Annotated in this window: 26 protein-coding genes; 11 read left to right on the plus strand and 15 right to left on the minus strand. The window is 41.4% G+C overall.

From position 1 onward, the window contains the following. Nucleotides 1-78: 78 nt before the first annotated feature. Complete coding sequence (gene wrbA / locus OU683_RS05965; RefSeq protein ID WP_268136236.1) at nt 79-687, plus strand: NAD(P)H:quinone oxidoreductase; 609 nt, start codon at nt 79-81, stop codon at nt 685-687. A 47-nt stretch (nt 688-734) separates the two neighbouring features. Here wrbA and OU683_RS05970 read toward each other — a convergent pair whose 3' ends face one another. From OU683_RS05970 to OU683_RS05990, 5 genes are all read right to left on the minus strand, one after another. Beyond that, nucleotides 735-1118 carry a DUF3037 domain-containing protein gene (locus tag OU683_RS05970; RefSeq protein ID WP_268136238.1) on the minus strand — a complete coding sequence of 128 codons (384 nt, stop codon included), beginning with the start codon at nt 1116-1118 and terminating at the stop codon, nt 735-737. Continuing rightward, the gene (locus OU683_RS05975; RefSeq protein WP_268136240.1) at nt 1096-1890 is read right to left on the minus strand and encodes a HipA family kinase; all 795 of its coding nucleotides are present in this window, start codon (nt 1888-1890) and stop codon (nt 1096-1098) included. Before OU683_RS05975 ends, OU683_RS05970 begins: the two co-directional genes overlap by 23 nt. A gap of 85 nt (nt 1891-1975) precedes the next feature. Next, nucleotides 1976-2593 (minus strand): SOS response-associated peptidase, encoded by a 618-nt coding sequence (locus OU683_RS05980; protein ID WP_268136242.1) that lies wholly within the window; start codon nt 2591-2593, stop codon nt 1976-1978. A 333-nt stretch (nt 2594-2926) separates the two neighbouring features. Beyond that, the gene (locus OU683_RS05985) at nt 2927-3370 is read right to left on the minus strand and encodes a hypothetical protein (RefSeq protein ID WP_268136244.1); all 444 of its coding nucleotides are present in this window, start codon (nt 3368-3370) and stop codon (nt 2927-2929) included. A gap of 20 nt (nt 3371-3390) precedes the next feature. After that, the gene (locus tag OU683_RS05990; protein WP_268136246.1) at nt 3391-3822 is read right to left on the minus strand and encodes a hypothetical protein; all 432 of its coding nucleotides are present in this window, start codon (nt 3820-3822) and stop codon (nt 3391-3393) included. Nucleotides 3823-4035: 213 nt separating this feature from the next. Here OU683_RS05990 and OU683_RS05995 point away from each other — a divergent pair, with 213 nt between their 5' ends. Then, the gene (locus OU683_RS05995) at nt 4036-4263 is read left to right on the plus strand and encodes a hypothetical protein (RefSeq protein ID WP_268136248.1); all 228 of its coding nucleotides are present in this window, start codon (nt 4036-4038) and stop codon (nt 4261-4263) included. 77 nt (nt 4264-4340) lie between these two features. Here OU683_RS05995 and OU683_RS06000 read toward each other — a convergent pair whose 3' ends face one another. The 7 genes from OU683_RS06000 to OU683_RS06030 all read right to left on the minus strand — a co-directional run bounded on the left by OU683_RS06000 (nt 4341) and on the right by OU683_RS06030 (nt 10924). Beyond that, nucleotides 4341-5714, minus strand: a complete 1374-nt coding sequence (locus tag OU683_RS06000) for an MBL fold metallo-hydrolase RNA specificity domain-containing protein (protein ID WP_268136250.1) — start codon at nt 5712-5714, stop codon at nt 4341-4343. Beyond that, nucleotides 5707-6552 (minus strand): restriction endonuclease, encoded by an 846-nt coding sequence (locus tag OU683_RS06005; RefSeq protein WP_268136252.1) that lies wholly within the window; start codon nt 6550-6552, stop codon nt 5707-5709. Before OU683_RS06005 ends, OU683_RS06000 begins: the two co-directional genes overlap by 8 nt. 10 nt (nt 6553-6562) lie before the next feature. Next, entirely contained in the window at nt 6563-7414 is an 852-nt protein-coding gene (locus OU683_RS06010) for a universal stress protein (RefSeq protein ID WP_268136254.1), read from the minus strand. Beyond that, nucleotides 7414-8259, minus strand: a complete 846-nt coding sequence (locus tag OU683_RS06015; RefSeq protein ID WP_268136256.1) for a universal stress protein — start codon at nt 8257-8259, stop codon at nt 7414-7416. The genes OU683_RS06010 and OU683_RS06015 overlap by 1 nt, the downstream gene beginning before the upstream one ends. A gap of 11 nt (nt 8260-8270) precedes the next feature. After that, on the minus strand, nt 8271-9119 hold the full coding sequence (locus OU683_RS06020) for a universal stress protein (RefSeq protein ID WP_268136258.1): 849 nt from the start codon (nt 9117-9119) through the stop codon (nt 8271-8273). 194 nt (nt 9120-9313) lie between these two features. After that, nucleotides 9314-9781 (minus strand): Hsp20/alpha crystallin family protein, encoded by a 468-nt coding sequence (locus OU683_RS06025; RefSeq protein ID WP_268136260.1) that lies wholly within the window; start codon nt 9779-9781, stop codon nt 9314-9316. Between the two features lie 105 nt (nt 9782-9886). Then, nucleotides 9887-10924, minus strand: coding sequence for a response regulator (locus OU683_RS06030; protein ID WP_228913312.1), 1038 nt, complete (start codon nt 10922-10924; stop codon nt 9887-9889). A 214-nt stretch (nt 10925-11138) separates the two neighbouring features. Here OU683_RS06030 and OU683_RS06035 point away from each other — a divergent pair, with 214 nt between their 5' ends. Together OU683_RS06035 and azu are read left to right on the plus strand one after the other, a co-directional pair. Next, the gene (locus tag OU683_RS06035; RefSeq protein WP_268136263.1) at nt 11139-11405 is read left to right on the plus strand and encodes a zinc ribbon domain-containing protein; all 267 of its coding nucleotides are present in this window, start codon (nt 11139-11141) and stop codon (nt 11403-11405) included. A 119-nt stretch (nt 11406-11524) separates the two neighbouring features. Further along, the gene (gene azu, locus OU683_RS06040; protein WP_268136265.1) at nt 11525-12082 is read left to right on the plus strand and encodes an azurin; all 558 of its coding nucleotides are present in this window, start codon (nt 11525-11527) and stop codon (nt 12080-12082) included. 48 nt (nt 12083-12130) lie between these two features. On the opposite strand, the gene OU683_RS06045 is transcribed toward azu, so the two are convergent. From OU683_RS06045 to OU683_RS06055, 3 genes are read right to left on the minus strand one after another with little or no spacing between them, the layout of a single operon-like run. Continuing rightward, nucleotides 12131-13129 carry an MlaD family protein gene (locus OU683_RS06045; RefSeq protein WP_268136266.1) on the minus strand — a complete coding sequence of 333 codons (999 nt, stop codon included), beginning with the start codon at nt 13127-13129 and terminating at the stop codon, nt 12131-12133. 6 nt (nt 13130-13135) lie between these two features. After that, the gene (locus OU683_RS06050; protein ID WP_268136268.1) at nt 13136-13900 is read right to left on the minus strand and encodes an ABC transporter ATP-binding protein; all 765 of its coding nucleotides are present in this window, start codon (nt 13898-13900) and stop codon (nt 13136-13138) included. 1 nt (nt 13901) lies between these two features. After that, entirely contained in the window at nt 13902-14681 is a 780-nt protein-coding gene (locus tag OU683_RS06055) for an MlaE family ABC transporter permease (protein ID WP_268136270.1), read from the minus strand. 220 nt (nt 14682-14901) lie between these two features. Between OU683_RS06055 and OU683_RS06060 the strand changes: the two genes are divergently transcribed. From OU683_RS06060 to OU683_RS06090, 7 genes are all read left to right on the plus strand, one after another. Then, nucleotides 14902-15513: a flavin reductase gene (locus tag OU683_RS06060; protein ID WP_268136272.1), complete on the plus strand. Its 612-nt coding sequence runs from the start codon at nt 14902-14904 to the stop codon at nt 15511-15513. Beyond that, complete coding sequence (locus OU683_RS06065) at nt 15510-16676, plus strand: M20 family metallopeptidase (RefSeq protein ID WP_268136274.1); 1167 nt, start codon at nt 15510-15512, stop codon at nt 16674-16676. Before OU683_RS06060 ends, OU683_RS06065 begins: the two co-directional genes overlap by 4 nt. A 12-nt stretch (nt 16677-16688) precedes the next feature. Continuing rightward, nucleotides 16689-17708, plus strand: a complete 1020-nt coding sequence (locus tag OU683_RS06070) for a DUF1611 domain-containing protein (protein WP_268136276.1) — start codon at nt 16689-16691, stop codon at nt 17706-17708. 260 nt (nt 17709-17968) lie between these two features. Then, nucleotides 17969-18916 carry a 1-phosphofructokinase family hexose kinase gene (locus tag OU683_RS06075; protein ID WP_268136278.1) on the plus strand — a complete coding sequence of 316 codons (948 nt, stop codon included), beginning with the start codon at nt 17969-17971 and terminating at the stop codon, nt 18914-18916. A 46-nt stretch (nt 18917-18962) separates the two neighbouring features. Continuing rightward, complete coding sequence (locus OU683_RS06080; protein ID WP_268136280.1) at nt 18963-21773, plus strand: cation-translocating P-type ATPase; 2811 nt, start codon at nt 18963-18965, stop codon at nt 21771-21773. A gap of 9 nt (nt 21774-21782) precedes the next feature. Next, nucleotides 21783-23306, plus strand: coding sequence for a trehalose-phosphatase (gene otsB, locus OU683_RS06085; RefSeq protein ID WP_268136282.1), 1524 nt, complete (start codon nt 21783-21785; stop codon nt 23304-23306). 10 nt (nt 23307-23316) lie between these two features. Beyond that, nucleotides 23317-25734 (plus strand): glycoside hydrolase family 65 protein, encoded by a 2418-nt coding sequence (locus OU683_RS06090; RefSeq protein ID WP_268136284.1) that lies wholly within the window; start codon nt 23317-23319, stop codon nt 25732-25734. Nucleotides 25735-25786: the final 52 nt, after the last annotated feature.

The following is a 25786-nucleotide window of genomic DNA, read 5'->3' on the forward strand; positions in this document are numbered from 1 at the left end:
AATTTGTTTAGCAGAAAAGTAGATATTTTCAGGTTATCTTATTGAAAATGAATTAACAACTATAAAACAAGATAGACTATGGAAGATTTAAAAGTAGCTGTGATCTATTACAGTTCTACAGGAACAAATTATCAACTTGCAAAGTGGGCGGAAGAAACAGCCAAAGAAAATGGAGCAGAGGTGCGCTTTAGAAAAGTAAAGGAGCTGGCACCAAAAGAGGCAATTGAGGCCAATAAGGACTGGAAGAAGCACCTGGAAGCCACACAAGATGTAAAGGAAGCTTCCATGGATGACCTGGATTGGGCAGACTGTTATATTTTTAGTGCTCCAACCCGTTATGGAAATTTGCCATCCCAGTTCAAGCAGTTCCTCGATATGACCGGCGGCCTTTGGTTTAACGGGAAACTGGCCAATAAAGTGGTGAGTGGAATGACCAGTGCGAGTAATGTTCACGGGGGGCAGGAATCTACCTTACTTTCTTTGTACAAAACCATGTTTCACTGGGGAGCAATAGTTGCCGCACCGGGATATACCAATGAAGCCATATTCAATGCAGGAGGAAATCCCTATGGAGTAAGTATAACGGCAGGTAAAGAAGAACTGGGGGATAAGGTTAAAAAGGCAGTTGCCCATCAGGTAAAGAGAACCATGACCATGGGAAGTTGGGTGAAAAAGGGAAGTAAATAATACCTTTTTTAAAAGGTAAGTTACAAAAGCTGCTTTGGCAGCTTTTTTTATAATACCAACTCAGAGAATAGCCTGTCAAGGGTTTTGTCCAAATCAACACACAAGCCCGGGTGAGGCCTCGAAGTCTGGATTACAGAACTTCGTATTGCTGTGAGCCATCGAAACCGCGAGGGTATATCCATTTGGGCAATTGGGCCTCCATCTTTGGAACCAAGGCAGATCTTTTCGAAAGATTCCAGGTTCTTTCCCAGCTGGTCCAGGTCGAGATCTTTGCAAAGCATGTGCAACTTTTCTGAATCCACTTTATACCTTACCTGCAGGTATTTCTCTTTTTTACAAAACACCACAACCCCCACATTGAGGAACTCTTCCCGTTCCACCCGCGGTACCACCCTTATGGTAGCATATTCATATAAGTGCCTGTCTTGCATTTTTTGCTTCTTTTATAAAGATATTTGAATTCCTGAGACGAATTTCAAGAAACTTAATATATGCTGCTCTAATCTCTTGCGGAGAAAGATCGGTCTCCCTCCATTGTAACCATTCATCGGGTAGACATTCCACGATCTCCCTTATTTTTTCGATTTTCAGCAGCTGTTTGATCTGTTCATCTACTTCCTTGAGTTGAGTGGCCTGGGGAAGCAGTACGTGATCTTTTATTAAGCTGAAAGGGCTTTGTGCATGCTTCTCCAGGTTAGTCCAGGAATGGTGGAAATAAAAGGAAGCTCCATGGTCAATTAGCCAAAGCTCCTGGTGCCACATAAGCATATTTGTGTTCCTGAAGGTGCGGTCCACATTCGTGATAAAAGCATCCAGCCATACAATTTTGGAGGCAGTTATTTCATCTACAACAGTCACTGCCGGATCAAAATTAATTGCCCCCGAAAGAAAATGCAGGGCAAGGTTGAGCCCCTTACTGCCCTGAAGCAAATCCTGAATTTCTTCATCCCCTTCTGTACGACCAAAGGCTTCATCAAGATTAGCGAATACTAGCTCGGGAACTCTTAGCCCAATAGCCCTGGCAATTTCTCCGCCAAGGAATTCGGCTATTAATGCTTTAACTCCATGTCCCGCTCCTCGAAACTTTAGGACGTATTTGAAATCATCATCGGCCTCGGCCAGTGCCGGGAGAGAGCCACCCTCTCGTAAAGCGGTGATATAGCGGCAAACGGTGACTGTGCGTATATCTATTATTTCTCCCATAGAAGGTTTAAAAATGGCATTTTCTGAAGCAAATTTAAGATTCTTCGGCAGAGTCCCGGGATTATTCCGGAAATATAAATAGTTTTTACACTTTTTGGGCCTTTAGGTTTACTTCATAAGGAAAAGCAAATTCCTTATGTGAGGCTCCTTCAAGCCAGGCAGAGTGATCCCTGTGGTGAAGCACCACCGGCATTCGTTGCTTGTTGTTGTGAATCTCGCTCATCAATTCATTCGCCTGGGTGGTGGTGATGCTGTAAGAGCCAATAGACTTGCCGGTTGCAGGATCCTGCCAGTGAGAATATATTCCGGCGAAGGCAAAAATATCTTCTTCAGATGATGTTATGAGGTACTTTTGCTTGGTTTTTCCTTTTTCGTCCAGCCACTGCCACTCATAAAATCCATTAGCGATTACAAGGCATCTATTATCTACCGAATTCCGAAAAGCAGGTTTTTCGTCGAGGGTTTCAATTCTTGCGTTGAGGGTGGATTTCTTCAGGCTGTCATTTTTTGCCCAGAAGGGGATAAGGCCCCAGTTAAAAAAAAGGATCTCTCCCGGGGCATCATTTGTGATGACAGGATTGGTTAAAAAGTCGAAGCCATTGATCTCTTCTTGCGGAGTATAAAGCTCCGGTTCGGAGAAAGTAGCTTTAAAAGTTTTTTCGATCTCGGTGATCCTGGAGTTTAATTTTGTCCGGAAACACATATGTTTTTTCTAAAGATAAATTTTCTTCAGAAAAAAGCATTCAAAAATGCCATCCTAAATTGCCTTTTTTGAGAAGTATTACCGGTAACTGTAATTTGGCAGGCCCTTTTTCCGTAGTTCTTAAAACTATAAACCTTATTGAGGTTTAAAAAAAAAGGAGAATGTCAAAAAGCCATTTTCCGTTCACCTAAGATTTCAGGAGTTTTAAGTTCTGGTTCGTTCTGAAAAATTTGTTTAATAAGCTTCAGAACAAATTCAGATTAACGATCAATAGCAATTTAGACAGTCTCCATTTCAAATAAAAAAATGTGCTTTTTAAATATTTTTAAGCACTTAGGCCAGTAGCCTTTTCTGTTTTTGTTGTTTCATTACCTTACTTATGATTTCAAAAATTTCCTTTTTAAGTCGTTTGTACTGTCTGGAAAAGTGAGTGACATCATTAAGGATTTCCTTATGTTCTTTGCGATATACACGGCCCTCTTTTGGTTCGTCCACGTCGTCAAGCAAGTTTCGAAGCCGGTTAATATGTTCGGAAACCCTTTTTTCCAGAACTTTTAGATCTTTAACCGAAAGATCTAACTGGTTTATAAGTTCCTTTACCCGTGTAAAAAGTTGGGATTCAATTATGGGTAAAGTATATTCTTTAAGCATATCTTCAAAAAAGCGATGTTCGTCCTTAATGAAGCTGAGTTCAGATTTCCACTGTAAGGAGGAGAAATGCATTTCGTCGGGTGTTTTCCACTCGATGTACCTGTAGTTATGGGCTTTATTCTTCATGGCAAAAAAAATTAGACTTGTTAATGCTCCTTGCTGGTTCGTCGTAACAGGCGCCCGGTATAGGAAAAAATTTCCATTTTGAATTCTCTGAATTTTTGGGCAAAATCCAGGATCCTTTGTTCGAGTTTTAAATGTTCATCGTGGTAAAAGACTTCACAGCTTATATCCTCACATTCCAGTATTCCTTCAATGTCATACCGGTGGTTATGGACTTCCCTGGTAAGCTCCAGGATCTCCTGTTTAAAATTCTGCAGGGCATCATAGAAAAGCTGAAGCCGCTCATATAGGTTTAGTATATTCTTTTGAAAGATATCTGCACCCAGGTACAGGTTTAAGAAGTTGATTTCTTCATTGAAGTAGGCTAATCTTTCTTTCCACCTGCTGTTTTCTTTTAACAGGCGATCTATGTCCTTTTCATTTGCGGAAAAACTTCTGGATGTGTTCCGGCTCATAATCTTCTGTATTTAAGTTATTAAGGTAAGAATAAAAACTGTTCATCAAACTGACAAATGTCACATAAGAAATTTTTTTTGGGGTGTAAAACAAGAAAAATACCGCATTTTAGAAAACTCATAAAATTTAACTAAAATATTTTTTGGCCGTTGTATTGAGTGTCAAAAAATGATATACATTTGACCCCTCAAACAATTAATAATTCATTAAAAATGAAAAAATCCTTTTTGACTTTTGCTGCTATCGCATTAGTATTCTCATTTACTTCTTGTAAAGAAACAACTACTGAAACTACTGAAGACACTACAGTAGAAGTGATCGAAACTCCTGAGGCTCCTGTTGAGGTTGAGGCTGTTGAGACTGAAGAAGTTGTTGTTGATACAACAAGCACTGGCGGTACTGTAGTAGAAGACATTACAAATACTCCTTCTGTAGAATAATTTCAATTCTTAAGAAATCCGGGCATTTAAAAATGTCCAAACAAGAATCCGTGGTGAGAGCCACGGATTTTTTTTGTTTATACTTCTACCGTTATGGTATCTCCCAGGTGTGGAATCTCGGCATGCCAGCCGTAACGGTCTTTAATTTTAACCCTAAGAACATCTGAAGCTTTTTTCTCGCCGTGGATAAGGAAAATCCGATTCGGGTTATTGTCCAGGTCAATGAGCCAATCCAGTAATTCATGTTGATCTGCATGGGCAGAAAGGCTGTTAATGTTCTTTACTGCGGCTTTTACCTCATAGTAATTTCCAAAGATCTTTACATCGGCCACGCCTTCCTGAAGTTGTCTTCCTCTTGTTCCTTCGGCCTGGAAACCGACCAAAAGAATGGTGGTATTGGGGTCTTTAAGATGAAATCTCAAATAAGTTAAGATCCTGCCTCCAGTGACCATCCCGCTACCCGCTATGACAACCTTGGGTTGAGGATCGTCAATTACTTTCCAGGTGTCTTTATATTGAGTAATGATCCTGAAGAATCTTTTCATCTTTTTAAATTCTTCAGTATTTAATTTGTGCCAGGACATAAAACTGCTAAAGACTTTAAGCACCTCGTTGCCCATGGGACTGTCAATATAAACGGGAATGGTTAGGTCCTTATTCTTTTGATAAAGTAGATAGATCCTGTACATCAATGTTTGGAGACGCTCTACTGCAAAACTGGGGATAATTAATGTTCCATTGTTTTCAATGGTATTTGTGATGCAGGAATCAAGGATCTCATCAACGTCTTCCTCGGGATGTATCCTATCCCCGTATGTGCTCTCCATAAAAAGGAAATCTGCATGCCCCGGTTTGCGAGGGGCTTCCAGAAGAGTGTCTGACTTTCGGCCGATATCTCCTGAGAAGACGAAGATCTTACCGTTAATATCTAATTCAATAAAGGTTGCTCCCAGGATGTGCCCGTTCCTAAGAAAGCGAAATTTGACCTTTTCTGAGGCCTCCATCCATTCATCTGTCTTAACAGATTTGAATAATTTAACAGTTTCTTCAACATCTTCTTCGTTATAAAGTGGCAATGCCGGCTCATGGATTGAATAATGTTCTTCATTAGCCCTCTTAGCATCCTCCTGCTGAATTTTAGCGCTGTCTGTGAGGATAATTTCGGCTATAGCCAGCGTGGGAGAGGTTCCCAGAATTTCGCGGGTAAAGCCGCCTTTAACTAATTTTGGCAGGTAACCTGTGTGATCCAGGTGTCCATGAGTGAGAAGTACAAGGTCAATATTTTTCGGTGGAAAGGGAAAAGGTTTCCAGTTGAGTTCTCTTAATTCCTTGAGTCCCTGAAATAATCCGCAATCAATGAGAATATTCATCCAGGGGGTCTCAAGCAGGAACTTTGACCCTGTGACGGTACCTGCGGCACCCAGAAAACGAATATTTACTTTTTCAGGCATTTGCTTTTTTACAGGGCACAACCAGTTCTTCCATTTCCCGAAGAATTCTTCTCTTTCTGTTTTCTTTTACCTCCAGCTGGTCGAGAAAAAAGTTGTCTTTTAATAATTGCCTACACAGCACTACATCTCTGCTTAAGAGAAATTGTTTTTCTCTGGCAGACAAAAGAGTGGAAACGGTAATGGGGTAAAGTCCTAATTTGTCTATTCTTTCTTTTAAAGCATTCCCTTTAGGATAATCCCAGCTTAAAAGGTGTAAACCTACACATTTGCCATAGGTGATAGCATCCTGTGTAAACCTCGTATTTGTAACTACCCAACCCTCATGGCGAAAACCTTCATTTTTGTGCCTATTAAGGTGAAAGCTTTCCAGATCTATAAACCGGGAGTTGATATACAGAGGAACTTTTACGTCACATTTTTTTCCCTGTTCACTATGGAATTTACATTCCATGAACATTTTGAGGTCCTTTTTCTGTGCTACTACATCTACTTCATGACTTACACAAGATCCCTGGAGAGTTTTTCCGACTTCTACTTTATAACCGCTATTCTCAAAAATGGCAGCTACAAATTTTTCAAAAGGGAATCCTGTAGGTCCCAGTTCATAGATAGCTTTTTTAAGTTTAAAACGGGAGGCAGTGAGGCCGTCCTGCTTTCGAAGGAGATCAAAAGCCTGCTTGTATATTTCTTTCGTAGAAATATCGGGATGTAAGTGCCCGCGCAGGCTTTTAAGAATATCTTTGATAACGGGCTCATGTGCACCGGCTCTTCTTAGGGAAGATGCCACTTTTGACTCCGAAAACTCTGATCTTTCCCCCGAGGCGGTAATAACTTTCATGACGTTTTCTTTAATCTGCCTTTGGAGGCTGGTGGAGTACCAAAACCGGTACTTTTGAATAGTGGGCTAAATTCTTGTATAATGGGTTTAGGAGCAGGTTTTCTAAAAAGGTATGTTTTTTATTTATAAAGGCGACTAATCCACTTCCCCGGCTTTCTAAAAAAGAATAGATACCCAGAGGTACACTAAGATATTCCAGGGAATGAAACGAGTGTTTTACCTCCTCGAGTTTTTCACTAAGTAACTTCCTGTGATGATGTTGAGATTTGTTAAGGCCACCTTCTTCGGCTATGTGGAGAATTCTAATAGCGGCTTTAAATTTTTCCGCCAGGGAAATAAGGAAATCCAGGTCGTCGGGAGTCAGTTCAGCTTTAAAGCTGTTGGCAAGAACAATTTCTTTTGGAGGTGCAAAAACCATGTTAGAAGGAACAGTCAAAACCGGACAATTTTCAATCTCCTCCATGATGTTTAATGTATTTGTCCCATAGATAACTTCCTTGGCCCCGGTATGGCCCTGGCTTCCTATAATGATCAACTCAATTTTTCTTTTTCGTAATTCTTTTGAAATGGCATCTGTAAGAAGTAAATTGTGTGCCGCTATTTCAAATGAATGGTCTTTTCCTGCATTGATTTTTAATTCTTCGACTACCTTATTAAGCTTAATATCTGCATCCTGACGGGTTTTTTCAAGTACAGCCTTTCCCGGCGTAGCAGATAACTGGCTTTTTTCATGGTAATCGAAAACCTTATATGCATGCATTACAATAAAATCCACTTTTTCTTCCAGGTACATATCCAGGGCGTATCTTGCCGCATTAAAGGAATTGGCAGAAAAATCTGTAGGCAAAAGCACTTTTTTCATTATTTCCTTTTTTTAGATGGAATGACCAGGAATGGTACCTTAACATTAAAACCTATTTCATTGACAACAGGTGTAAATAAAAGATTCTCAAAAAAAGAATGCTTATTATTTATCATCACCAGCAGGTCAACGTCATTTTCTTCCTGAAAGTCATAAATAGCCCTGGTGACACTTTTTTCGGATATGCTGTAAAAATGATGACCAATATCTTTAAATGCCCTTCCCAAAGCTTTTTTTCGACTGGTTTGGGTAGGGGTAAGGTTTACTCCAAAATAGACATGAAGAATATGCACCTTTGAGGAGTGACTCAATGCAATTTCCTTTAAAATATTCAGGAGCTTAGGGATCTCCACTTCATAATCTGTGGGGAAAAGTATCTCTTTGGGAGCCTTGTAATCATAATGTGCCGGAATTGCCATTAATGGGCAGCGGGCCTTTTTTATTGCGTGCACCGTATGGGTGCCAAAAAGAATTTCTTGAGCTCCAGTAGCTCCTTTCGTTCCCATTACGATAAGATCTATTTCTTTCTTTAAAACCAGCTCTTTAATCTCATCATTCAAAAGATTGAAGGAGGAAATCTTCTCAAAGTGATGTTTTTCGTTCTTAAAATTTCGCTTGATCCTTCTTAGCACCCTTTCCAGTCCTTCCATGGATTTGTTTCTGTAGATTTCAGTTAGGGTGGGTTGAGAAGCACTGTAGACCAGGTACTCGTTATCATAAAGCACCGGGGTATAGGTATTGAGCAAATAAAAAGTACACTCCTCCCCATTGAAAAGCTGAACGGCGTATTTCGCTGCATTATACGCATTTTCTGAAAAGTCGGTTGGCAACAGGATCTTTTTCATGGCCTAAGGATTTATAAGCGATAAAAATTTTGGAGTACCAAAAAGGGGATTTTTGGGTGGAGCCCTATTTTATCGATTGTTGAGGTATATAAAATGTTTTCAAGATAGCTGTGGCGGGAATTGACCAGGATAAGCAGATCAATGTGGAGGTTGTCAATCATCTTTTCAATGGCTTGTGTCTTTTCCAATTCCTTTTCATGATGATCATGCACCTTTACATCATAAAATTGCTGCAAAATGGCTTCTTTATTATCTCTCTGTCTCAATGTCTCCTCGGCAAAACGTGAAACATACAGCATGTGAATCTCTGAACAGAAAGACCGTGCTATTCCACCCACTAATTTAAGTTCGCGACGTTGATAGGGCAGAAGGTAATTTGTAGGAAATAATATCCGGCTGGGATCTGAAAATTTGTAATTTTCGGGGATACTTAACACAGGACATTGCACATATTTAATGATTTGCAGGGTGTTGCTGCCAAAAGTTAATTTACGGTCATTGGTTGCCCCACGGGTCGAAGTAATGATAAGATCGGCATTTTCTTTTTCGGCAAGATCATTCACTTCATCTATTAAAAGCCCGAAAGCCGGCACGGGATGAAAGGAATGTTTGGGATTGGAATACAATTCTTTTATCCGGGAGATAGTGTTCTCCAGCTCCCGGCTACACTTTTCTTTTACGGTTGCTTTATATTCCTCCAGAAAATCCTGGGTAATTACTCCTTCAAAATTGTAAACTTCATCGGCATAAGCGTGCAGCACATAAAATTCGCTTCTCTCATATTTAAAGAGTTCTGCAGCATATCTTAATGCATTAAATGCGTTTTCTGAAAAGTCTGTAGGAATAATTATCTTTCTCATTTCCTGGCGTTTTGATTAAAGTTAGAGAAAGTTTCCTAAAAGAAACATGACAGGTGTCATAAAAAGAAAAAGAGACTGTCCTAGTGATAAGTTCTCGTCAAACCAAACCTTGTTCGGTGAGCAATTTGCTTCTTTTTAGGATGCAAATTATTATAATGACGATTCTCTATCAGTACGGCAGTCTCTCCCCCAGGTTAGGAAACCTTAATGGTTTTTGGCTTTTTGGCTTCCGAACCTTCTCTTTTGTTCAATTTAAGCTTGAGAACTCCATCTTCGTAACGGGCAGAAATATCTTTATCCTCATCTACAGATTCTGGAATGCTTACAGATCTTGAGAAGGAATTATAACTAAACTCCCTGCTCACATAACCTTCTTTTTCTTCTTCTTTTTTTTCTTCTTTTTCGGCTGAAACAGTAAGAATACCGTTGTCAAGAGTGATCTTAAAATCATCTTTTTTAAGTCCGGGTGCGGCAAGCTCTACTTCAAATTCTTTTTCTTTTTCTTTTATGTTCATTGCCGGACTAAAATCCAAATCTCCGTTTGTTTTAAGGAAGTTCTTCATCATTCCGCTACGGTCAAAGAAATTTGAAAAGAAAGGATCGTTGATAAAGGCATTACTCAACATTGGAGTCCTGCGCTTTTTTGTGGTTACTAATGACATAACTTTAGGTTTTTTGTTAGTAATTTTTCTTTCTAATTTACAGAGCATTAGCTCTAAATAGAATGAGAAATGTCATGTTTAGTAAAAAATTAAGTGCGAAAAATCCTAATGTATTTCTCTTAATTTTTCAAGCTGAAGGATCTTAATATTTCGTCCTATTATGTCAATCAAGCCATCCCTTTTTAGACAGGACAAACTTCTTATAAAGCTTTCTGTAGATATCCCGGCTACACTTGCCATGTCACTTCGGGAAACTTTGATTATTGGAGTGGCATCATTTTTTACTTTTTCAGCAAATTCCAGCAAAGTGCTGGCAGTCTTCTTAAGTACTGAACTATAAGCCATCTCCAGGAGATGTGTTTTTAGAACATCAAGATTGTGAGAAAGTACTTCGGCAAACTCCAGGGTCAATTCGTGATTTTTCTTTAGTAACTGGATGAATTCTTCAAGCGAAATCCTATAAAGAATACTCCTTTCCAGGGCATGCGCACTCTCGGGATACCTGGAGAATTTAAAACTGTAGAAGCCCAGAAAATCTCCTTTTTGAGGTATACTCGTTATAAGTTCTTTTCCATGTTCATCCAGCTTAAAGGTTTTTACCAGGCCGTGCTCAAGAAGTAATACGTTTGAAGCCATCCTGTTTTCCATATAGATTTCTTCATTTTTCTCTACCTGTATCTGTTCCCCGTAAGTTCGAATGTACTCCTTAAATTCTTCCAGATGAAATTGTGGCTTCTTTCTTCTTTCTTCTTCTTCCTCCCTTAGTATTTGTGTTCGTTTGGCTATGCGCCTTTCCAGGGCAAGAATAAGGTCTTCTTCATTAAAAGGTTTCGTGATGTAGTCATCTGCCCCAAGATTCATACCCCGCCGAACATCAGCTGGATCAGCTTTAGCAGAGAGGAAGATGAAAGGAATATTCCTGGTGTAACGGTTTTGCTGAAGAGCCTGATATACTTCATAACCATTAACATTAGGCATCATGATATCTGAAATTATGACATCGGGAAGTTCTTTAAATGCCTTTATTAATCCAGATTTTCCTTCGTGAGCAAGCATAACCCGGTAACCGGAAAGCTCCAACAATTCCTGAATATTTTCAGCAAGCACAAGATCATCTTCTATAAGGAGAACCGAACTTTCCATTGGTGTTGATTTACAGTCTAATACAGGAGGAGTTTTTGGTGAAAACACATCTCATTATCAGCTAGTTAATAACCTTAATAAAGATACATTAGAAAAGTTTATTTAGGAAATATTTAAGAGCTTAAAATCTCTTTTTTTTGTTCACAGTTTTTATCTTTAAAGAAACCCTCTATTAACCTAACAACCTGAACAGTAGTTGTTTAAAAAAGTTGCTATGAAACCACTTATTTGTCAATCCTGCGGACTTCCTTTTTCAGAAAAAATGAGAGGTACAAACAGGGACCAAAGTAAAAATTCAGATTATTGCCTGGGATGTTTTAAAGATGGAAAATACACAGATCATCACCTCACTATAGATGACATGAAAAAAAGGCTGCTGGATATGGCCAGGCACCATGACGAAGTGAGCATTGAGGAAGCCCATCAGGTTATCCAAATCCTCCCAGATCTTAAAAGGTGGAAGATGACTCATATCCTTTAGTATACTCACTTTAGACTTTCCTTAACTTAAGCTTTTAAGAAAAAATCGTTTTATTATCTACCTTTGACTATTATCTCAAAGAATGAGATGAAATTATAAACCAAAAAACGATTAATAAAATGAAAGATCTTACGAGATTTCTTGCACTTTTTTTGACTATAGTTTTAATAAGCTGTGGTGATGAAAAGAAGGAACAGGAAAGAATAACTATTGGAGAAGAAGGTAGTTTAGAAGAAGTTGAAACCACTGCAGAGACAACTACCGAAGATGCTCAATCTGGAGAGGCTGTGATACGCCAGGATGGAGTAGTACAGGTGAACCTGACCGGTAACGACCAAATGCAGTACAACCTCAACGAAATAAAGGTGAAGGCAGGAGAGAAAATACGCCTTACTCTTACTCATGTGGGACAACTGCCCGAAAATGCTATGGGGCACAATTTTGTGCTACTTAAGCAAGGAACAGATGTAGTGGATTTTGCTCAAAAAGCTGCTACCGCTTCAGGTAACGAATACATTCCTGAAGGAACAGACGCAGTAATTGTCCATACAGAGATGATTGGCGGTGGAGAAGAGACTACTATTGAGTTTACTGCTCCAGAGGCAGGAACTTATGAATATATCTGTAGCTTCCCCGGCCATTATATCCAAATGCGCGGGAATTTTATTGTAGAATAAATTTCATTCCTCAAAATGTATAAGGCTTTCCTCACAGGAAGCCTTTTTTTATTCATCGGGTTTTGCTTCTTCCCTTTGTTTTATTCTCGCCTGCTTCTCAAAATACCTTCTTAATAAAATATTGTGCTGCAGCGCTTCCATGCTTTCATCGAATTTTTTAGTGGCTTTTGCAATATTCTCCAGGGTTGCATCGAGTTTGTCTACGGCCCCGGGATCATTGAGCAAATAGTCAAGAGTACCTTCACCTTTCCTTATATCATACGATACCTGCTCGAGATTAGTGGTCATGTTGCTTATTTGCAGAGCAGAAATTTCCAGGTTGGTAATGATCCCCTCAATTTGTTTGGCAGCTGTGGTATCGCTAAGTAATACCCCTGCAACACTCTCTTTATAACTCACTTCATTAATAATAGCATTGATACGGTTGACCATCGCTGAAACATTTTGAGTGGTTTGCCGCAAACCTTCTATGCTCTTTTTAAAGTTGCCCGCCATCTCCTCATCCTTAATTAGAGCCCCGAGTGTGCCTTCACCCTTGTTTATACTATTTGTGATCTTTAAAAGGTCGGCAGTTAGGAGCGCCGCGTTTTCATTTGTGGTATTTAAAGTGGTAAGCATGTCGGCAGTGGCAATTTTACTTATAGAAGCAATAGTATCCCCAAACTTTACCGGAGGCGCCAGGCCCGAATTATTTTCCCCCGGCAGGAGATTAACCACCATACTGCCCACCAATCCATCGGAACTTATGGTGGCAAGAGAGTTCTTTCTAATGAGGTTCATGGTGCGTTCATCAACCCTCATACTCACTGCTATGCTGGTATCATTGATTATTTGGATATCCTTTACTGTTCCCACGTTGACTCCGGCAAAACGCACGTTGTTCCCACGTTGCAGGCCACTTACATCCTTAAAGACCGAAATGATGATACTATTATCTCCAAACAGGTTCTGGCGGTTACCAATAAAATAAACCGCTAAAACAAAGATGGTGATTCCAAGGATCACAAAGATTCCCAATCTCAGGTTTTGTGTATTTGAATTTTTCATCTTTTTTCATTTAAAGAAGGCCTGAATTTTCGGGTCTTCAGAAGTTGATAGTTCCTTAAAAGTTCCTTCTGCGTAATTGGTTCCCTCCAGTAACAGTATCATTCGGTCTGAGATCACCCTGGCGCAGTCCACATCATGAGTAATGATCAAGGATGAAGTCTTGTATTTTTTCTGAATATCCATCATCAATTTAATAATTTCTTTTGCGGTTATAGGATCCAGCCCTGTTGTAGGCTCATCATATAAAATTATCCTGGGTTTAAGAATAAGGGCACGTGCCAGGGCGATCCTTCGTTGCATTCCGCCGGAAAGCTCTTCGGGCATGAGATCGATTGTCTTAGCCAATCCCACATTATTTAACGCTTCCAGTACAAGTTCCTCAGTATTTTCAATATTCATTCTCTTAGTGTGACGTCTTAGCGGAAATTCCAGGTTTTCTCTCACGGTCATGGAATCATATAATGCGCTCCCCTGAAACAAAAATCCTATCTCCGCCCGTAACTCATCCATTTTGGTTTGGTCCAGCTTGCTGATATCCTCGCCCAAGACTTCTATTGTGCCGCTATCTGGTTCCATTAAACCTATAAGGCATTTGATCATAACCGATTTTCCGGAACCTGATTTCCCCATAAGAACCAGGTTTTCATTTTCATACATTTCCAGATTAAAATTGTTTAAAACAACCTGATCTCCAAATTGCTTCTGCAGGTTATGAATTTGTATTACCGGCTTTCCTTTATGAGAGGAGGAATATGTATTTTCTTCCTTCATATTATCCGTATATAAGGTCTGTGAGAAAAACTGCTATAAAGTCAATAATGAAAAGCAGCATACTTGTATATACCACAGCCGAATTAGAAGCCCGGCCCACGCCGGCTGTTCCTTTACTGCTGTTGTAGCCTTTAAAACATCCTACCAATCCAATCGCAAAACCAAAAAAGAAAGATTTGGCAGTTGCCGGAAGGAGGTCGCTAAAAGCCAGGGCCTCAAAAACCTGATTAAAGTACAGGGTGAAAGACACCTGTCCCTTTACATTTTCCACAATGGCCGAACCTATAAGTGCAACAAAATCTCCAAAAAGTATGAGCAGGGGCAGCATGAGTGTTGCTGCAAGAATACGTGTTACAACCAGGAATTTAAAAGGATTGGTTCCCGAAACTTCCATGGCGTCTATCTGCTCGGTAACTTTCATAGAACCCAGTTCAGCACCTATACTTGAACCTATACGTCCTGCACAAATAAGAGCAATGATCACTGGTCCTATTTCCCGAACAATTGAAATACTTATCATGTTGGGAATCCAGGAGGAGGCCCCAAATTCTTCAAGGGTAGGCCGGGATTGCAGGGTGAAAACAAGTCCTAGTATGAAGCCTGTAACTGCAACCAATAGAAGGGATTTATTGCCCATTTGGTAACACTGTCTCAAGAATTCCCGGAATTCAATGGGAGGACTAACCAATTCCTTAAAAAACCGGCCTGCAAAACGTGCCAATGCTCCTGTTTCCGTAAAAAAGGAGGAAAGGTTAGCGACCATGGGAAAATTTCGGGTCATACCACAAAATTTCTAAGTTAAAACTACTTCAGATTTACTAAGATAACTATGATATCTCTCAGGTTTCTGCAGAAACGCTGAGTTCATAAATGATCCTTTTACAACCCGTACGAATAATGTAATATACAAATATTCATTTTTGGAAACATGTGAAACTGATTATTGTCATTAATTAAAATCTTTTATATCAGTAAATTGTAAGAAGATATGGTAGCCCGCTATGGAAACTATAGACAAAAATAAATATACTTCTCTCGATCTTTCAACTGCTGTGTGGGACCGGATATTTATGGTCGCGCCTCTTATTGTTGTGGGAACCCGTGAAGGTACAGAATATGATATGGCACCCAAGCACATGGCCTTTCCCGCAGGGTTTAATAATTATTATGGTTTTGTGTGTACTCCCAATCATGGGACTTATCAAAACATTAAGGCAACAGGCGAATTCACAGTGAGTTTTCCCTTGCCCGATGATGTCATTCCGGTAGCTCTTAGTGCCACATCAAGAGAGGAAATTTTATCAAAATATCACGAGGTGGTAAGCAATCTGCCTGTAGTAAGCGCCGAAACAATGGATTTGCCCGTGCTTCGTGATGCTTACCTCATATTCGAATGTTTGGCATATAAGATTGTGGATGGCTTTGGAGAGAATAGTATCATCACCGGCGAGATAAAAGCTGCTTTTGTAAAAAAGAATTATAGAAGGGTTTCAGATTGTGATGCCCAAAACCAGCTGGTAGAACATAATCTACTGTCATTTATAGCTCCCGACCGCTTCGCCCGGATAAGTGAAACCTACCAATTCCCTTATCCTAAAAATTTCAGAAAATGACAACTACCTCCCATACAGCAAAAGAGATAAGGGATCATTTGGAGTCTGAAGCAGGACCAATGAAAGAATTTCTCAGGGAGCTGGTAAGCATGGAATCCCCCTCGCGGGATCTAAAGGCATTGGAGAAAATAATGCATTTCCTCGAGTCAGCTTTCATTAAGCTGGGGTTTTACACGTTTCGGGTTCCTGGAAGGGAAACAGGAGGTTACCTGTATGCGAGGCCGAACAACCGCCAAAAGCATGCTCCCATACAATTGGTAATAGGTCATTGTGATACCGTTTGGGAGCTCGATAGTTTGAAGAAAATGCCGGTGCATGAAGAAGATGAAAAATTTATGGGGCCGGGAATTTATGATATGAAGGCCGGACTTACACAAATATATTTTGCCCTTCAATGCATCAGGGATCTTGGGCTTTCCTATAAGGTAATGCCTGCGGTACTTATCAATGCCGATGAGGAGATTGGAAGCCTGGAATCTACTCCTGCTATCGCCCGTTTGGCTGCCATTGCGAACCGGGCATTTATTCTTGAACCTCCACTCGGGTTGCAAGGGAAATTAAAGACTGCAAGAAAAGGAATCGGGAAGTTTACAATTAAAGTTCAGGGACGTGCAGCACATGCCGGTCTGGATCCCGAAAAAGGGGTTAGCGCCATTGCAGAACTCTCCAAACAGGTACAGAAGTTATATGAAATGAACGATCCCGATAAAGGAATAACTATAAATGTAGGAAAGATCGAAGGAGGGACCTCAGCCAATGTAGTAGCTTCTGAAAGTAGCGCCGTCGTAGATGTACGGGTGTACAACCAGGAAGATGCCGATTACATATCCCAAAAGATCTTATCCCTTAAGCCTTCCCATAAGGAGGTAGTGATGAAGATCGAGGGAGGGATAAGACGTTTACCTATGGAAAAGACCCAAAGAAACCGGGTTCTTTGGGATCGTGCAAAGGCGGGAGGTAAACTCCTCGATCTAAAGCTGGAGGAGGCAACTGCCGGTGGAGGATCTGATGGAAATACAACCAGCCTCTATACTGCTACCCTGGATGGTTTGGGAACAACCGGGGATGGTGCGCATGCACAACATGAATTCATCTTTACCAAACACCTTCCCGAGCGTACCGCGCTGCTTACAGTGCTGTTGCTGGAGGAACCTTTAACCTGAAAAACTAAAAAAATGGATTATAAATATATTTATACGGCCCTTACCCGAACTTCAGATCTTGCAGATAATCCATTTGAGGTTAAAAAATTAGATAAAGAGAATTGGGCCACGGGAGACTATGTGGTCTGTAAATTGACAGATGTAGGCACTAATGATGCAAAACTTGAACTCACCAATGGCAGGTTACGCGGTGTAATGGAAGGGGATATACTGGTAGGAGCTTTGGGAATAAGACATGCCACCCTGGAGGCTACCGGAACATGGAAAGAGGTGGGCGAGGATGGAATACTTCATGTTCTAAGCTGGGGAGGTTTATTGGGTAAACTCACCTCCAGGTCGATATTCATGCCCAGGTTTATGGAAATACGGTATTTGGGTCATGCCTGCAGAGCTGGAAAAAAGCTAACCATGGAGGATTTTGTAAAACCTGCAGAACACAAAAAGTTTGAAACTCCCGTGATATTGTTTATTGGCACTTCCATGTCCTCCGGCAAGACTACCAGTGCTCGAATAGTAACAGGGATACTTAAAGCGGCAGGATTAAAGGTTGTAGGTGCAAAAATTACCGGAACTGGAAGACAAAAAGATATCCTGGCAGTTAAGGATGTAGGAGCCGATGCTGTCTTCGATTTCGTGGATGCAGGACTGCCATCTTCGATTTGTCCTCCCGAAGAATATTCAAAAAAACTTGAGTACATGCTGGACAGGATAAGTGCAGAGGCTCCAGATGTTGCTGTGATCGAAATTGGCGCCTCTCCGCTGGAGCCCTACAATGGGGAACTTGCATATAAGGGAATAAAAGACCAGGTAAAATGTGTTGTCCTGAGTGCGTCAGATCCCTATGCTGTTATGGGAATAATGGATGCATTTCATCTAAAACCAGATATAGTTACCGGGATCTCTTCAAATACTCTTGGAGGTAGGGAGCTGGTAGAAAAACTTTGTGGTGTTCCCGCATTAAACCTGCTTGATGTGGAGAGTATCCCACGGGTAAAGAGCATTTTGAGACAACGCCTGGGTAAGGATATTTGATGAACGTTCTGAAAAGGGAGAACATTAATGGAATAAAATACGGTTTCAATTTAACCAGATTCCTCTTCAGTTGAAAAGCAAAAGATCCCAAATTCCGGCCGAGTTAGGAACTTTCTATTTGAAAAAAATAGAAGCTATAAAAGCATCTGTTTGCTCTTATATTAGTTCTTGAAATTGACAGTAATTATGGTAATTTCTATACAGATGTAAAACTAATCAGTAAATTAGAGAGAATGTTTTATTAATTTATTTAACCAGCAATGATCATCACTCTAACCGTTAATCCTGCTCTTGATATATATTCGACAACAGAGAAATTTGAGCCAAATGAAAAACTCCGTTGCAAAAAACCACTTATTGATCCGGGAGGAGGCGGAGTGAATGTTTCCCGGGTCATCAAAAGACTGGGAGGGGAATCAATAGCTGTTTATTCCAAAGGCGGACATACAGGCAAACTTTTCTCCGATTTGCTAAAAAAAGAGGGGGTAAATGAGGATTCCGTAAAGGTGAAGAATGACCTGAGACAGAACTTTGCCATTACCGAAACTTCCACTGGAAATCTTTACCGTTTCGGTTTTCCCGGAGCCGAACTGGAGAATTCTGAATATGAAGCTTTACTGGAAAAAGTAGATAAATGCGAAAAAGGATCATTCCTTGTTGCAAGCGGAAGCCTTCCACCCGGTGCACCATCTGATTTCTACGCCAGGGCAGCGGCAAGAGCAAATAACTGCGGACTTCAATTTGTGCTTGATACTTCCGGAAAATCTTATAAGGGCGTACTGGAGCAGGGAGCTTTCCTTTTAAAACCTAATAAAAATGAACTTAAGGATATCACGGGGGAAGCAGTAGAGAGCTTAGAACAACAAAAAAATGCTTTACTGCACATCCTTAACGAATACTCCGTGGAGATCGTTGTTCTCTCTTTGGGAGGAGAAGGAGCACTTTTGGCTACAAAGGGAGAGGTGTGGCATTATCCTGCACCAAAGGTAGAGCATGTAAGTTCCATTGGGGCAGGAGACAGTATGGTTGCTGGGATCGTCTATAGCCTGGCGGAAGGACATCCCGTAGAAACAGCTATTTTATATGGTTTAGCCTGTGGTAGTGCTACTATAAAATCTCCGGGTACCGAGTTACTTCAGAAAAAAGATGTGGAGTTTCTTTATGAGAAGCTGCTTAAACAAACTATGGGAAAGGGTAAAAAGATCTGAAATATAAAAACTTTCCGCTTTGAGAAAAAATTTAAAAAAATAGATCATGGAAGAAAGTACAGACCGGAATCATAAAATCAAAGACGCTTACCGAAAAACGGGGGATAAAGTGGCTGGCGAACTTTCATCACACCTTGAAAAAGGCTTAACAGAAGAGGAAGCGGAAAAGCGGCTGAAAAATCATGGTCTGAACAAATTAAAGGAGGGGGAGGAGCGCAGTATCTGGGACCTTATTCTGTCACAAATCAACAATCCGGTAATTTACCTGCTCTTTGCAGCCGCTGCCCTCGCGCTTATTTTTGGGGATATTCCCGAGGGTATTGCAATTTTTATAGTGCTTCTCGTCAATACAATCATAGGTTTCTGGATGGAATTTCAGGCACAAAAGTCTATGAAGGCGCTTAAGAAACTCGATAAGATTATGGCCACGGTTATCAGGAATTCTGAAGAGAAGGAAATCAATGCAGAAAAAATAGCGCCAGGGGATATTATTAAAATAGAAGCCGGAGATCTCATTCCCGCAGATGCCAGGATTCTTGAAGCTACAGAGCTAAAGGTAGACGAATCCCCATTAACCGGAGAATCTGTTCCAGTAGAGAAAAATCCGGAAGTAATTGAGGAGGAACTGCAGGTTGCCGATCGCCTGAACATACTTTACAAAGGTACTGCCGTCACTGCAGGAACGGCAATCGCTCTTGTCTTTGCTACCGGTATGGATACCCAGGTTGGTAACATTTCTTCCCTGGTAGAGGAGCAGGACAAGGAAGAGACGCCGCTTAACAGCAAACTGAACAAACTCACCAAAAGGCTCATTTGGGTAATCCTTGCTATGGCAGCCGCTTTTTTCTTCTTTGGCTGGCTCGCAGGGAAAGACCTGTATCAACTGGTACAAACTTCTATTGCCTGGTCTATTGCTGCGATTCCTGAAGGTTTGCCAATAGTCGCAAGTATCGCCCTGGCCCGGGGAATGGTAAGGCTTTCCAAAAAGAGCGTTTTAATAAAGAGCCTTGGCGCTGTTGAAACGCTGGGAGAGACCACGGTGATCTTTACAGATAAAACGGGAACTCTTACTAAGAATGAACTCACCGTCCATAGCTTTTGCCTGCCTCAGGAAAAGCTGTTGAAGGTTGACTGGCACGGGAATAAACCTCAACTGGATGGCGAGAAGCAACAAAGCAGCGAAACCAATTTTAAGGAGATGCTAAAAATTGCTGTTTTGGCCAATGATGCCTCCCTCAAGGAACCGGAAAACAATACTTCGGAAAAGGCTGAAGTTAAAGAGAAGTCGGAGGTGAACCGTAATCCTGAAGCTTCCGAAGGTTCAGATGATCAACCCGAAGCGGAGGACGGGGAAATATCTGCCAAAGGAGATCCCCTGGAGATTGCCCTGCTTGATTTTGTAAGCAAATTTGATCCGGAAGTATATGGGGAACTGCAACAATTGCAGCGGGAACTACACGATCCTTTTGATTCAGAATCTATGGTCATGGGAACTATTTATAGAGATGACGGGGATTTATACGTTGCCGGAAAAGGGTCTACAGATGCTATTTTGGCCCGTTCCAAAAAGATTCTAAAAAATGGAAAACCCGAAGAATTGAATGAAGAGGAAAAAGAGGCATGGAAGAACAGGAATAATGAAATGGCAGAAGATGGTCTGCGGGTGCTGGGCTTTGCCTACAAAAAAATAAATGATCTGCCCACCGGGGAAGAGGCTGAAGATTTTTTACATGAACTGGTATTTGTTGGACTACTGGGGTTCCTGGATCCTCCCCGTAAAGAAGTTACGGCGGCCATAGAAACCTGTAAAGCTGCCGGCATAAAGGTGGTGATGGTAACCGGAGATCATCCAGGAACAGCCACAAACGTGGGGCGGGAGGTAAAGATCTTTTCAAAAAAAGAAGAAAAACAAGGGGAAGCCGTTCTTCATGGGAAGGATCTGAATAAAGAATTTGAGAGGGAGAACCCGGAAAAACTGGTAAATACCCCGATATTTTCACGCGTGGACCCAGAGCAAAAGTTAAACTTAATAAGCCATTTTCAGGAACTGGGGGAAATAGTGGCCATGACGGGAGACGGTGTCAACGACGCCCCGGCTCTCAAAAAAGCGAATATTGGGATCGCTATGGGAAAACGAGGCACACAGGTGGCCCAGGAAGTGGCAGATGTGGTGCTAAAAGATGATTCGTTTAATTCTATTGTCACAGCTGTCGAGCAGGGGCGTATCATATTTGGAAATATAAGAAGGTTTGTTCTTTATCAACTTTCCTATCACCTGGCCGAAATCATCCTTATTGCTCTTGTAAGTTTCTCTTTATTCATTCTGCCTATCCTGCCTTTGCAGTTGCTTTTCCTTAACCTGCTTTCAGATGTTTTTCCGGCACTGGCTCTTGGAATTGGGGAAGGGACCCATAACGTTATGAAGATGCCACCAAAAGATCCCAAAGAACCTATTATCACCCGAAAGAACTGGCTGCAAATTGTTGTGTACGGAGTGATTATAGCCATAAGTGTTACAGGTGCTTATTTTTATTCCCACTTTTATTGGGATGAGACAGAAGGGATCAACAATAATATTGCTTTTCTAAGTCTGGCTTTTTCTCAGTTTCTGCACGTTTTGAATATGCGCGAGGGTTGGGAACCGGTTTTCAATAACCAGGTTACGCGTAACAAGTATGTATGGATGGCGGTGATCTTTTGTATAGCTGCTGTTTTTACAGCCTACTTCATTCCCGTAGTGGCCGAGGTTCTTAATTTACAGCCTTTACAGCCAAGACATTGGGGTCTAATCGCCATTGCCAGTATTTTACCCACCCTGGTCATTCAAACAATTAAACACATTAAAAAAGATTTTTAAATAATTGATATGAAATACTACCTAAAAGCGATAATAACAGATCTTGACGGCGTGATCACAAGTACCGCCCGGCAACATGAAAAAGCCTGGAGAAAAACATTTGATGATTACAATGAGCGGAGGAAGAGAGAATGGAAAAAAGAATTTCTTCCTTTTTCTGAAAATGATTATGCCCGATATATAAATGGAATACCGCGTTACGACGGAGTAAATAATTTCCTTGTTTCAAGAGGGCTGGAACTACCTTTTGGCTCTCCCGAAGATGCCGCTGGATTCCAAACCGTCTGCGGGCTTGGAAATCTTAAAAACCAGAATTTTAGACAGGTTATCGAGGAAGAAGGAGTTGATATATTTGAAAAAAACGTTCAGCAATTAAGGGACTGGAAAAAACAGGGGCTTAAAATAGGACTCATTTCTGCCAGTAGGAACTGCAGGGAGATCCTGAAACTTGCGGGTCTTCAAAATGACCTTTTTGACACTGTAGTAGATGGCATTACTTCTGCAGAAAGGAACATTGAGGGGAAACCGGCACCCGGTATTTTCCTGGAAGCAGCAAAAGAGTTGGGTGTTAAACCCGACCTCGCCATGATCATTGAAGATGCACAGGCTGGAGTAGAAGCAGGAAGAAATGGAAACTTCAGGTTGATAATAGGAATTGAAAATGCTTCTTCCAAAGAGGAATTACTGGAACATGGTGCACATTTGGCAGTGAAGAATCTTCAGGAATTAGATCTGGAGTTTAAAAAAGGCCGTGAACCAAAAGAACTACCGTCGGCAATTGAGAATTTTCCAGAGATAAAGGAAAAATATCTGCAGAAAAAACCTTTGCTGTTTCTCGACTTTGATGGAACACTCGCACCTATAGTAGAACATCATGCAGACGCAGCAATTTCTGAAGAAATGAGGGAACTGGTGAGGAAACTGGCAGAAGTTTATCCGGTGGCGGTGATAAGCGGTCGGGGAATGGGTGATGTTAAGCAGCGGGTCAACCTTCCAGGACTTTATTATGCCGGGAGTCACGGCTATGAGATCTCCGGTCCAGACGGTTTTTTTAAAGAAAATGAAGAAGCTCAAAAGGTCCTTCCGCTTTTCGACGAAATTGAACCCATTCTTAGGGAGCAGCTTCAGGGTATTAAGGGAGTGGATTTTGAGCGAAAGAAGTTTACCCTTGCCATTCACTATCGCCAGGTAAAGCCCGAATTTGAGCAGGAAGTTCATGACAGGGTGAATGGAGTACTTAGAGACTACCCCGAACTTACCGCAGCCGGGGGCAAGAAAGTAATTGAAATAAGACCCAATATTGACTGGCACAAAGGAAGAGCAGTTGAATTCCTGAAGCGGGAACTTTCAAATCAAGAGAATCCTTTTTCTATCTATGTGGGTGACGATGTCACAGATGAAGATGCCTTTAGGGAAGTGGATCATAGCCTGGGAATTCTTGTGGGAGACCACGACCAGGATACTTTCGCCGATTATTCTCTGCAGGACCTGGAGGAAGTAAAAACCTTTTTTAGAAACCTTATTAAAACCTGAGGTGTGAAAAATGAAAGACTGGATCTTAAAATATGATAATTACTCCCCACAGGAGGAGTTGCTGCGAGAATCGCTTTGCACTCTGGGTAACGGGTATTTTGCTACCCGGGCAGCTGCAGAGGGGTCTGTAGCTGGAGAAAACCATTATCCCGGCACATATCTCGCCGGGGGATACAACCGTCTTGAAACTACCATAGCCGGACGGGTCATTGAAAATGAGGACCTTGTGAACTGGCCAGACTGGACGCTGCTAAGGTTTAGACTGGAAAATGGCGACTGGTTCAATATAGATGCTGTTGAGATCCTTGAGTTTGAACAGTCTCTTAACCTTCGCGAAGCGATCCTGGAGCGTAGAATGAAATTTAGGGACAAAGAGAACAGGGAAACACAGCTTTGCAGTCGCAGGGTTGTAAGTATGTCAAAGATGCATCTGGCAGCAATAGAGTGGGAATTGAGGCCTTTAAATTGGCAAGGTTCAATAACCATTCATTCCGCCTTAAATGGAAAAGTTTCCAATACAGGAGTTGCCAGGTATAGAGCCCTTAATGGTCAACATCTTGTCCCGCTCGATACGGGGAGTTTTGAAGAAGACGGTATTTATCTAAAGGTGAGAAGCAGCCAGTCTGAAATTGTAATGGTCCAGGCCTGTAAAACCAGGGTAAGCTTTGAACTTTATGAACCTTCCGTGGAGAGGAGAAGTATCATCGAAAAGGATTACGTGGCCCAGGAACTCATTTTTGAAGCCCGGGAAAACAAGGCCATAACTGTTGAAAAGCTGGTAGCAGTGTATACTTCCAGGGACATGGCCATTGCCGATCCTCTGTGCGAGGCAAAGAAGCTGGTAACACGAATTCCGGGATTTGGCGAGCTTCTGCGGTTTCACAAAATGGCCTGGGAGGAACTTTGGGGGCAGAGTGATATCCTTTTAAAAGCTGATGGGAATAATGATCAATTGTTGCTAAGGCTGCACATTTTCCATCTTTTCCAAACCTTTAGCTTGAAAACCATTGATGAAGATGTAGGTATACCCGCAAGAGGATGGCATGGCGAAGCCTATCGCGGGCATGTATTCTGGGATGAGCTTTTTATATTTCCTTTCTACAACATCACTATTCCCGAACTCACCCGGGCATTGCTCATGTACCGTTACAGGAGATTACCCGAGGCACGGTTTGCAGCCAGTAGCGAAGGCTACAAAGGTGCTATGTTTCCCTGGCAGAGTGGGAGCAACGGGAGGGAAGAAACACAAATTATTCACCTTAACCCCGAATCGGGGAACTGGCTGCCAGATAATACTCATTTACAGCGGCATGTGAATGCAGCTATAGCCTATAATGTGTGGCAGTATTTTCAGGTGAGTGGTGACCTGCAGTTCCTGGCATTTTATGGTGCCGAATTGCTCCTGGATATTGCAAAATTCTGGGCCAGCAAAGTGAAGTACAATGAGGAGAGAGGAAAATATGAGATACATGAAGTAGTTGGCCCCGATGAGTACCATACCTCCTATCCCAATTCTTCAGAGCCCGGTCTTCGAAACAATGCCTATACAAATATAATGGCTGTATGGACGCTGAAACACGCACTCCTCACCATTCAAAAACTAAATAATCGGAGAGCAAGTGACCTGTTGAGGTTAATGGAAATAGATGATGAAGAACTTTCCCGCTGGCAGAACATTTGTGAAAATATGTTCGTTCCGTTTCTGGAGGATGGAAAGATAATCGAACAATTTGAAGGTTTTGATAAGCTGAAGGATTTAGATTGGAAATGGTACCACGAAAAATATGGAGAGACCATGAGACTGGACCGTATCCTTGAGAAGGAGGGAGACGATGTCAAAAATTACAAGGCGGTAAAACAACCTGACGTTTTAATGCTCTTTTTTCTTTTTTCTTCCGAAGAGCTCAAAGAACTTTTCGATCTAATGAAATACCCCTTTGACCCCAAAGAGCAAATTCCTGCAAATATTGATTATTACGAGGCGATCACCTCTCATGGTTCTACCTTGAGTAAAGTTGTTTATTCCTGGGTTTATGCCAGGTCTCACAGGGAGCAATCCTGGCATGATTTTAAAGAAGCTCTAATTAGTGATTTTTCAGACGTGCAGGGAGGGACTACTGCCGAGGGTGTACATATGGGAGCCATGGCGGGTACTGTAGATCTAATTCACCGCTGCTACACGGGAATAGAATTTAAAAAAGAAAGCCTATACTTCAATCCGGGATTACCTCAAAATGTTGAAGAAATAAGTTTTAGATGTAGGTACCGGCGGCATTGGCTGGAGGTAAAACTCACACAGGACGTTCTATTTCTTAAAAGCCATGGTGGCTGGCAGGACCTTATTAAAATTGTGGTAAATGAAGAGGAGTTTGTCATGAGAAAAGGGGAGGAGAGAAGCTTTACCTACCGGAAGAAAGAAGCCCAGTAAATTACCGGTTCTTATGACCTGATGAATATCATTCACAGGATCGGGGTTTTCA

This window comes from Salinimicrobium sp. TH3, assembly GCF_026676115.1.
GTDB lineage: Bacteria > Bacteroidota > Bacteroidia > Flavobacteriales > Flavobacteriaceae > Salinimicrobium.

Bases quoted from the DNA above. Each gene is read 5' to 3' on its own strand.
- OU683_RS06075 (WP_268136278.1), top strand. From the start codon at position 17,969: ATGATCATCACTCTAACCGTTAATCCTGCTCTTGATATATATTCGACA.
- OU683_RS06090 (WP_268136284.1), top strand. From the start codon at position 23,317: ATGAAAGACTGGATCTTAAAATATGATAATTACTCCCCACAGGAGGAG.
- OU683_RS06035 (WP_268136263.1), top strand. From the start codon at position 11,139: ATGAAACCACTTATTTGTCAATCCTGCGGACTTCCTTTTTCAGAAAAA.
- azu (WP_268136265.1), top strand. From the start codon at position 11,525: ATGAAAGATCTTACGAGATTTCTTGCACTTTTTTTGACTATAGTTTTA.
- OU683_RS05975 (WP_268136240.1), bottom strand. From the start codon at position 1,890: ATGGGAGAAATAATAGATATACGCACAGTCACCGTTTGCCGCTATATC.
- OU683_RS06030 (WP_228913312.1), bottom strand. From the start codon at position 10,924: ATGGAAAGTTCGGTTCTCCTTATAGAAGATGATCTTGTGCTTGCTGAA.
- OU683_RS05990 (WP_268136246.1), bottom strand. From the start codon at position 3,822: ATGAGCCGGAACACATCCAGAAGTTTTTCCGCAAATGAAAAGGACATA.
- otsB (WP_268136282.1), top strand. From the start codon at position 21,783: ATGAAATACTACCTAAAAGCGATAATAACAGATCTTGACGGCGTGATC.
- OU683_RS06010 (WP_268136254.1), bottom strand. From the start codon at position 7,414: ATGAAAAAAGTGCTTTTGCCTACAGATTTTTCTGCCAATTCCTTTAAT.
- OU683_RS06065 (WP_268136274.1), top strand. From the start codon at position 15,510: ATGACAACTACCTCCCATACAGCAAAAGAGATAAGGGATCATTTGGAG.
- OU683_RS06070 (WP_268136276.1), top strand. From the start codon at position 16,689: ATGGATTATAAATATATTTATACGGCCCTTACCCGAACTTCAGATCTT.
- OU683_RS06045 (WP_268136266.1), bottom strand. From the start codon at position 13,129: ATGAAAAATTCAAATACACAAAACCTGAGATTGGGAATCTTTGTGATC.
- OU683_RS06060 (WP_268136272.1), top strand. From the start codon at position 14,902: ATGGAAACTATAGACAAAAATAAATATACTTCTCTCGATCTTTCAACT.
- OU683_RS05970 (WP_268136238.1), bottom strand. From the start codon at position 1,118: ATGCAAGACAGGCACTTATATGAATATGCTACCATAAGGGTGGTACCG.
- OU683_RS06080 (WP_268136280.1), top strand. From the start codon at position 18,963: ATGGAAGAAAGTACAGACCGGAATCATAAAATCAAAGACGCTTACCGA.
- OU683_RS06020 (WP_268136258.1), bottom strand. From the start codon at position 9,119: ATGAGAAAGATAATTATTCCTACAGACTTTTCAGAAAACGCATTTAAT.
- OU683_RS05995 (WP_268136248.1), top strand. From the start codon at position 4,036: ATGAAAAAATCCTTTTTGACTTTTGCTGCTATCGCATTAGTATTCTCA.
- OU683_RS05985 (WP_268136244.1), bottom strand. From the start codon at position 3,370: ATGAAGAATAAAGCCCATAACTACAGGTACATCGAGTGGAAAACACCC.
- wrbA (WP_268136236.1), top strand. From the start codon at position 79: ATGGAAGATTTAAAAGTAGCTGTGATCTATTACAGTTCTACAGGAACA.
- OU683_RS06055 (WP_268136270.1), bottom strand. From the start codon at position 14,681: ATGACCCGAAATTTTCCCATGGTCGCTAACCTTTCCTCCTTTTTTACG.
- OU683_RS06000 (WP_268136250.1), bottom strand. From the start codon at position 5,714: ATGCCTGAAAAAGTAAATATTCGTTTTCTGGGTGCCGCAGGTACCGTC.
- OU683_RS06050 (WP_268136268.1), bottom strand. From the start codon at position 13,900: ATGAAGGAAGAAAATACATATTCCTCCTCTCATAAAGGAAAGCCGGTA.
- OU683_RS06005 (WP_268136252.1), bottom strand. From the start codon at position 6,552: ATGAAAGTTATTACCGCCTCGGGGGAAAGATCAGAGTTTTCGGAGTCA.
- OU683_RS06015 (WP_268136256.1), bottom strand. From the start codon at position 8,259: ATGAAAAAGATCCTGTTGCCAACCGACTTTTCAGAAAATGCGTATAAT.
- OU683_RS05980 (WP_268136242.1), bottom strand. From the start codon at position 2,593: ATGTGTTTCCGGACAAAATTAAACTCCAGGATCACCGAGATCGAAAAA.
- OU683_RS06025 (WP_268136260.1), bottom strand. From the start codon at position 9,781: ATGTCATTAGTAACCACAAAAAAGCGCAGGACTCCAATGTTGAGTAAT.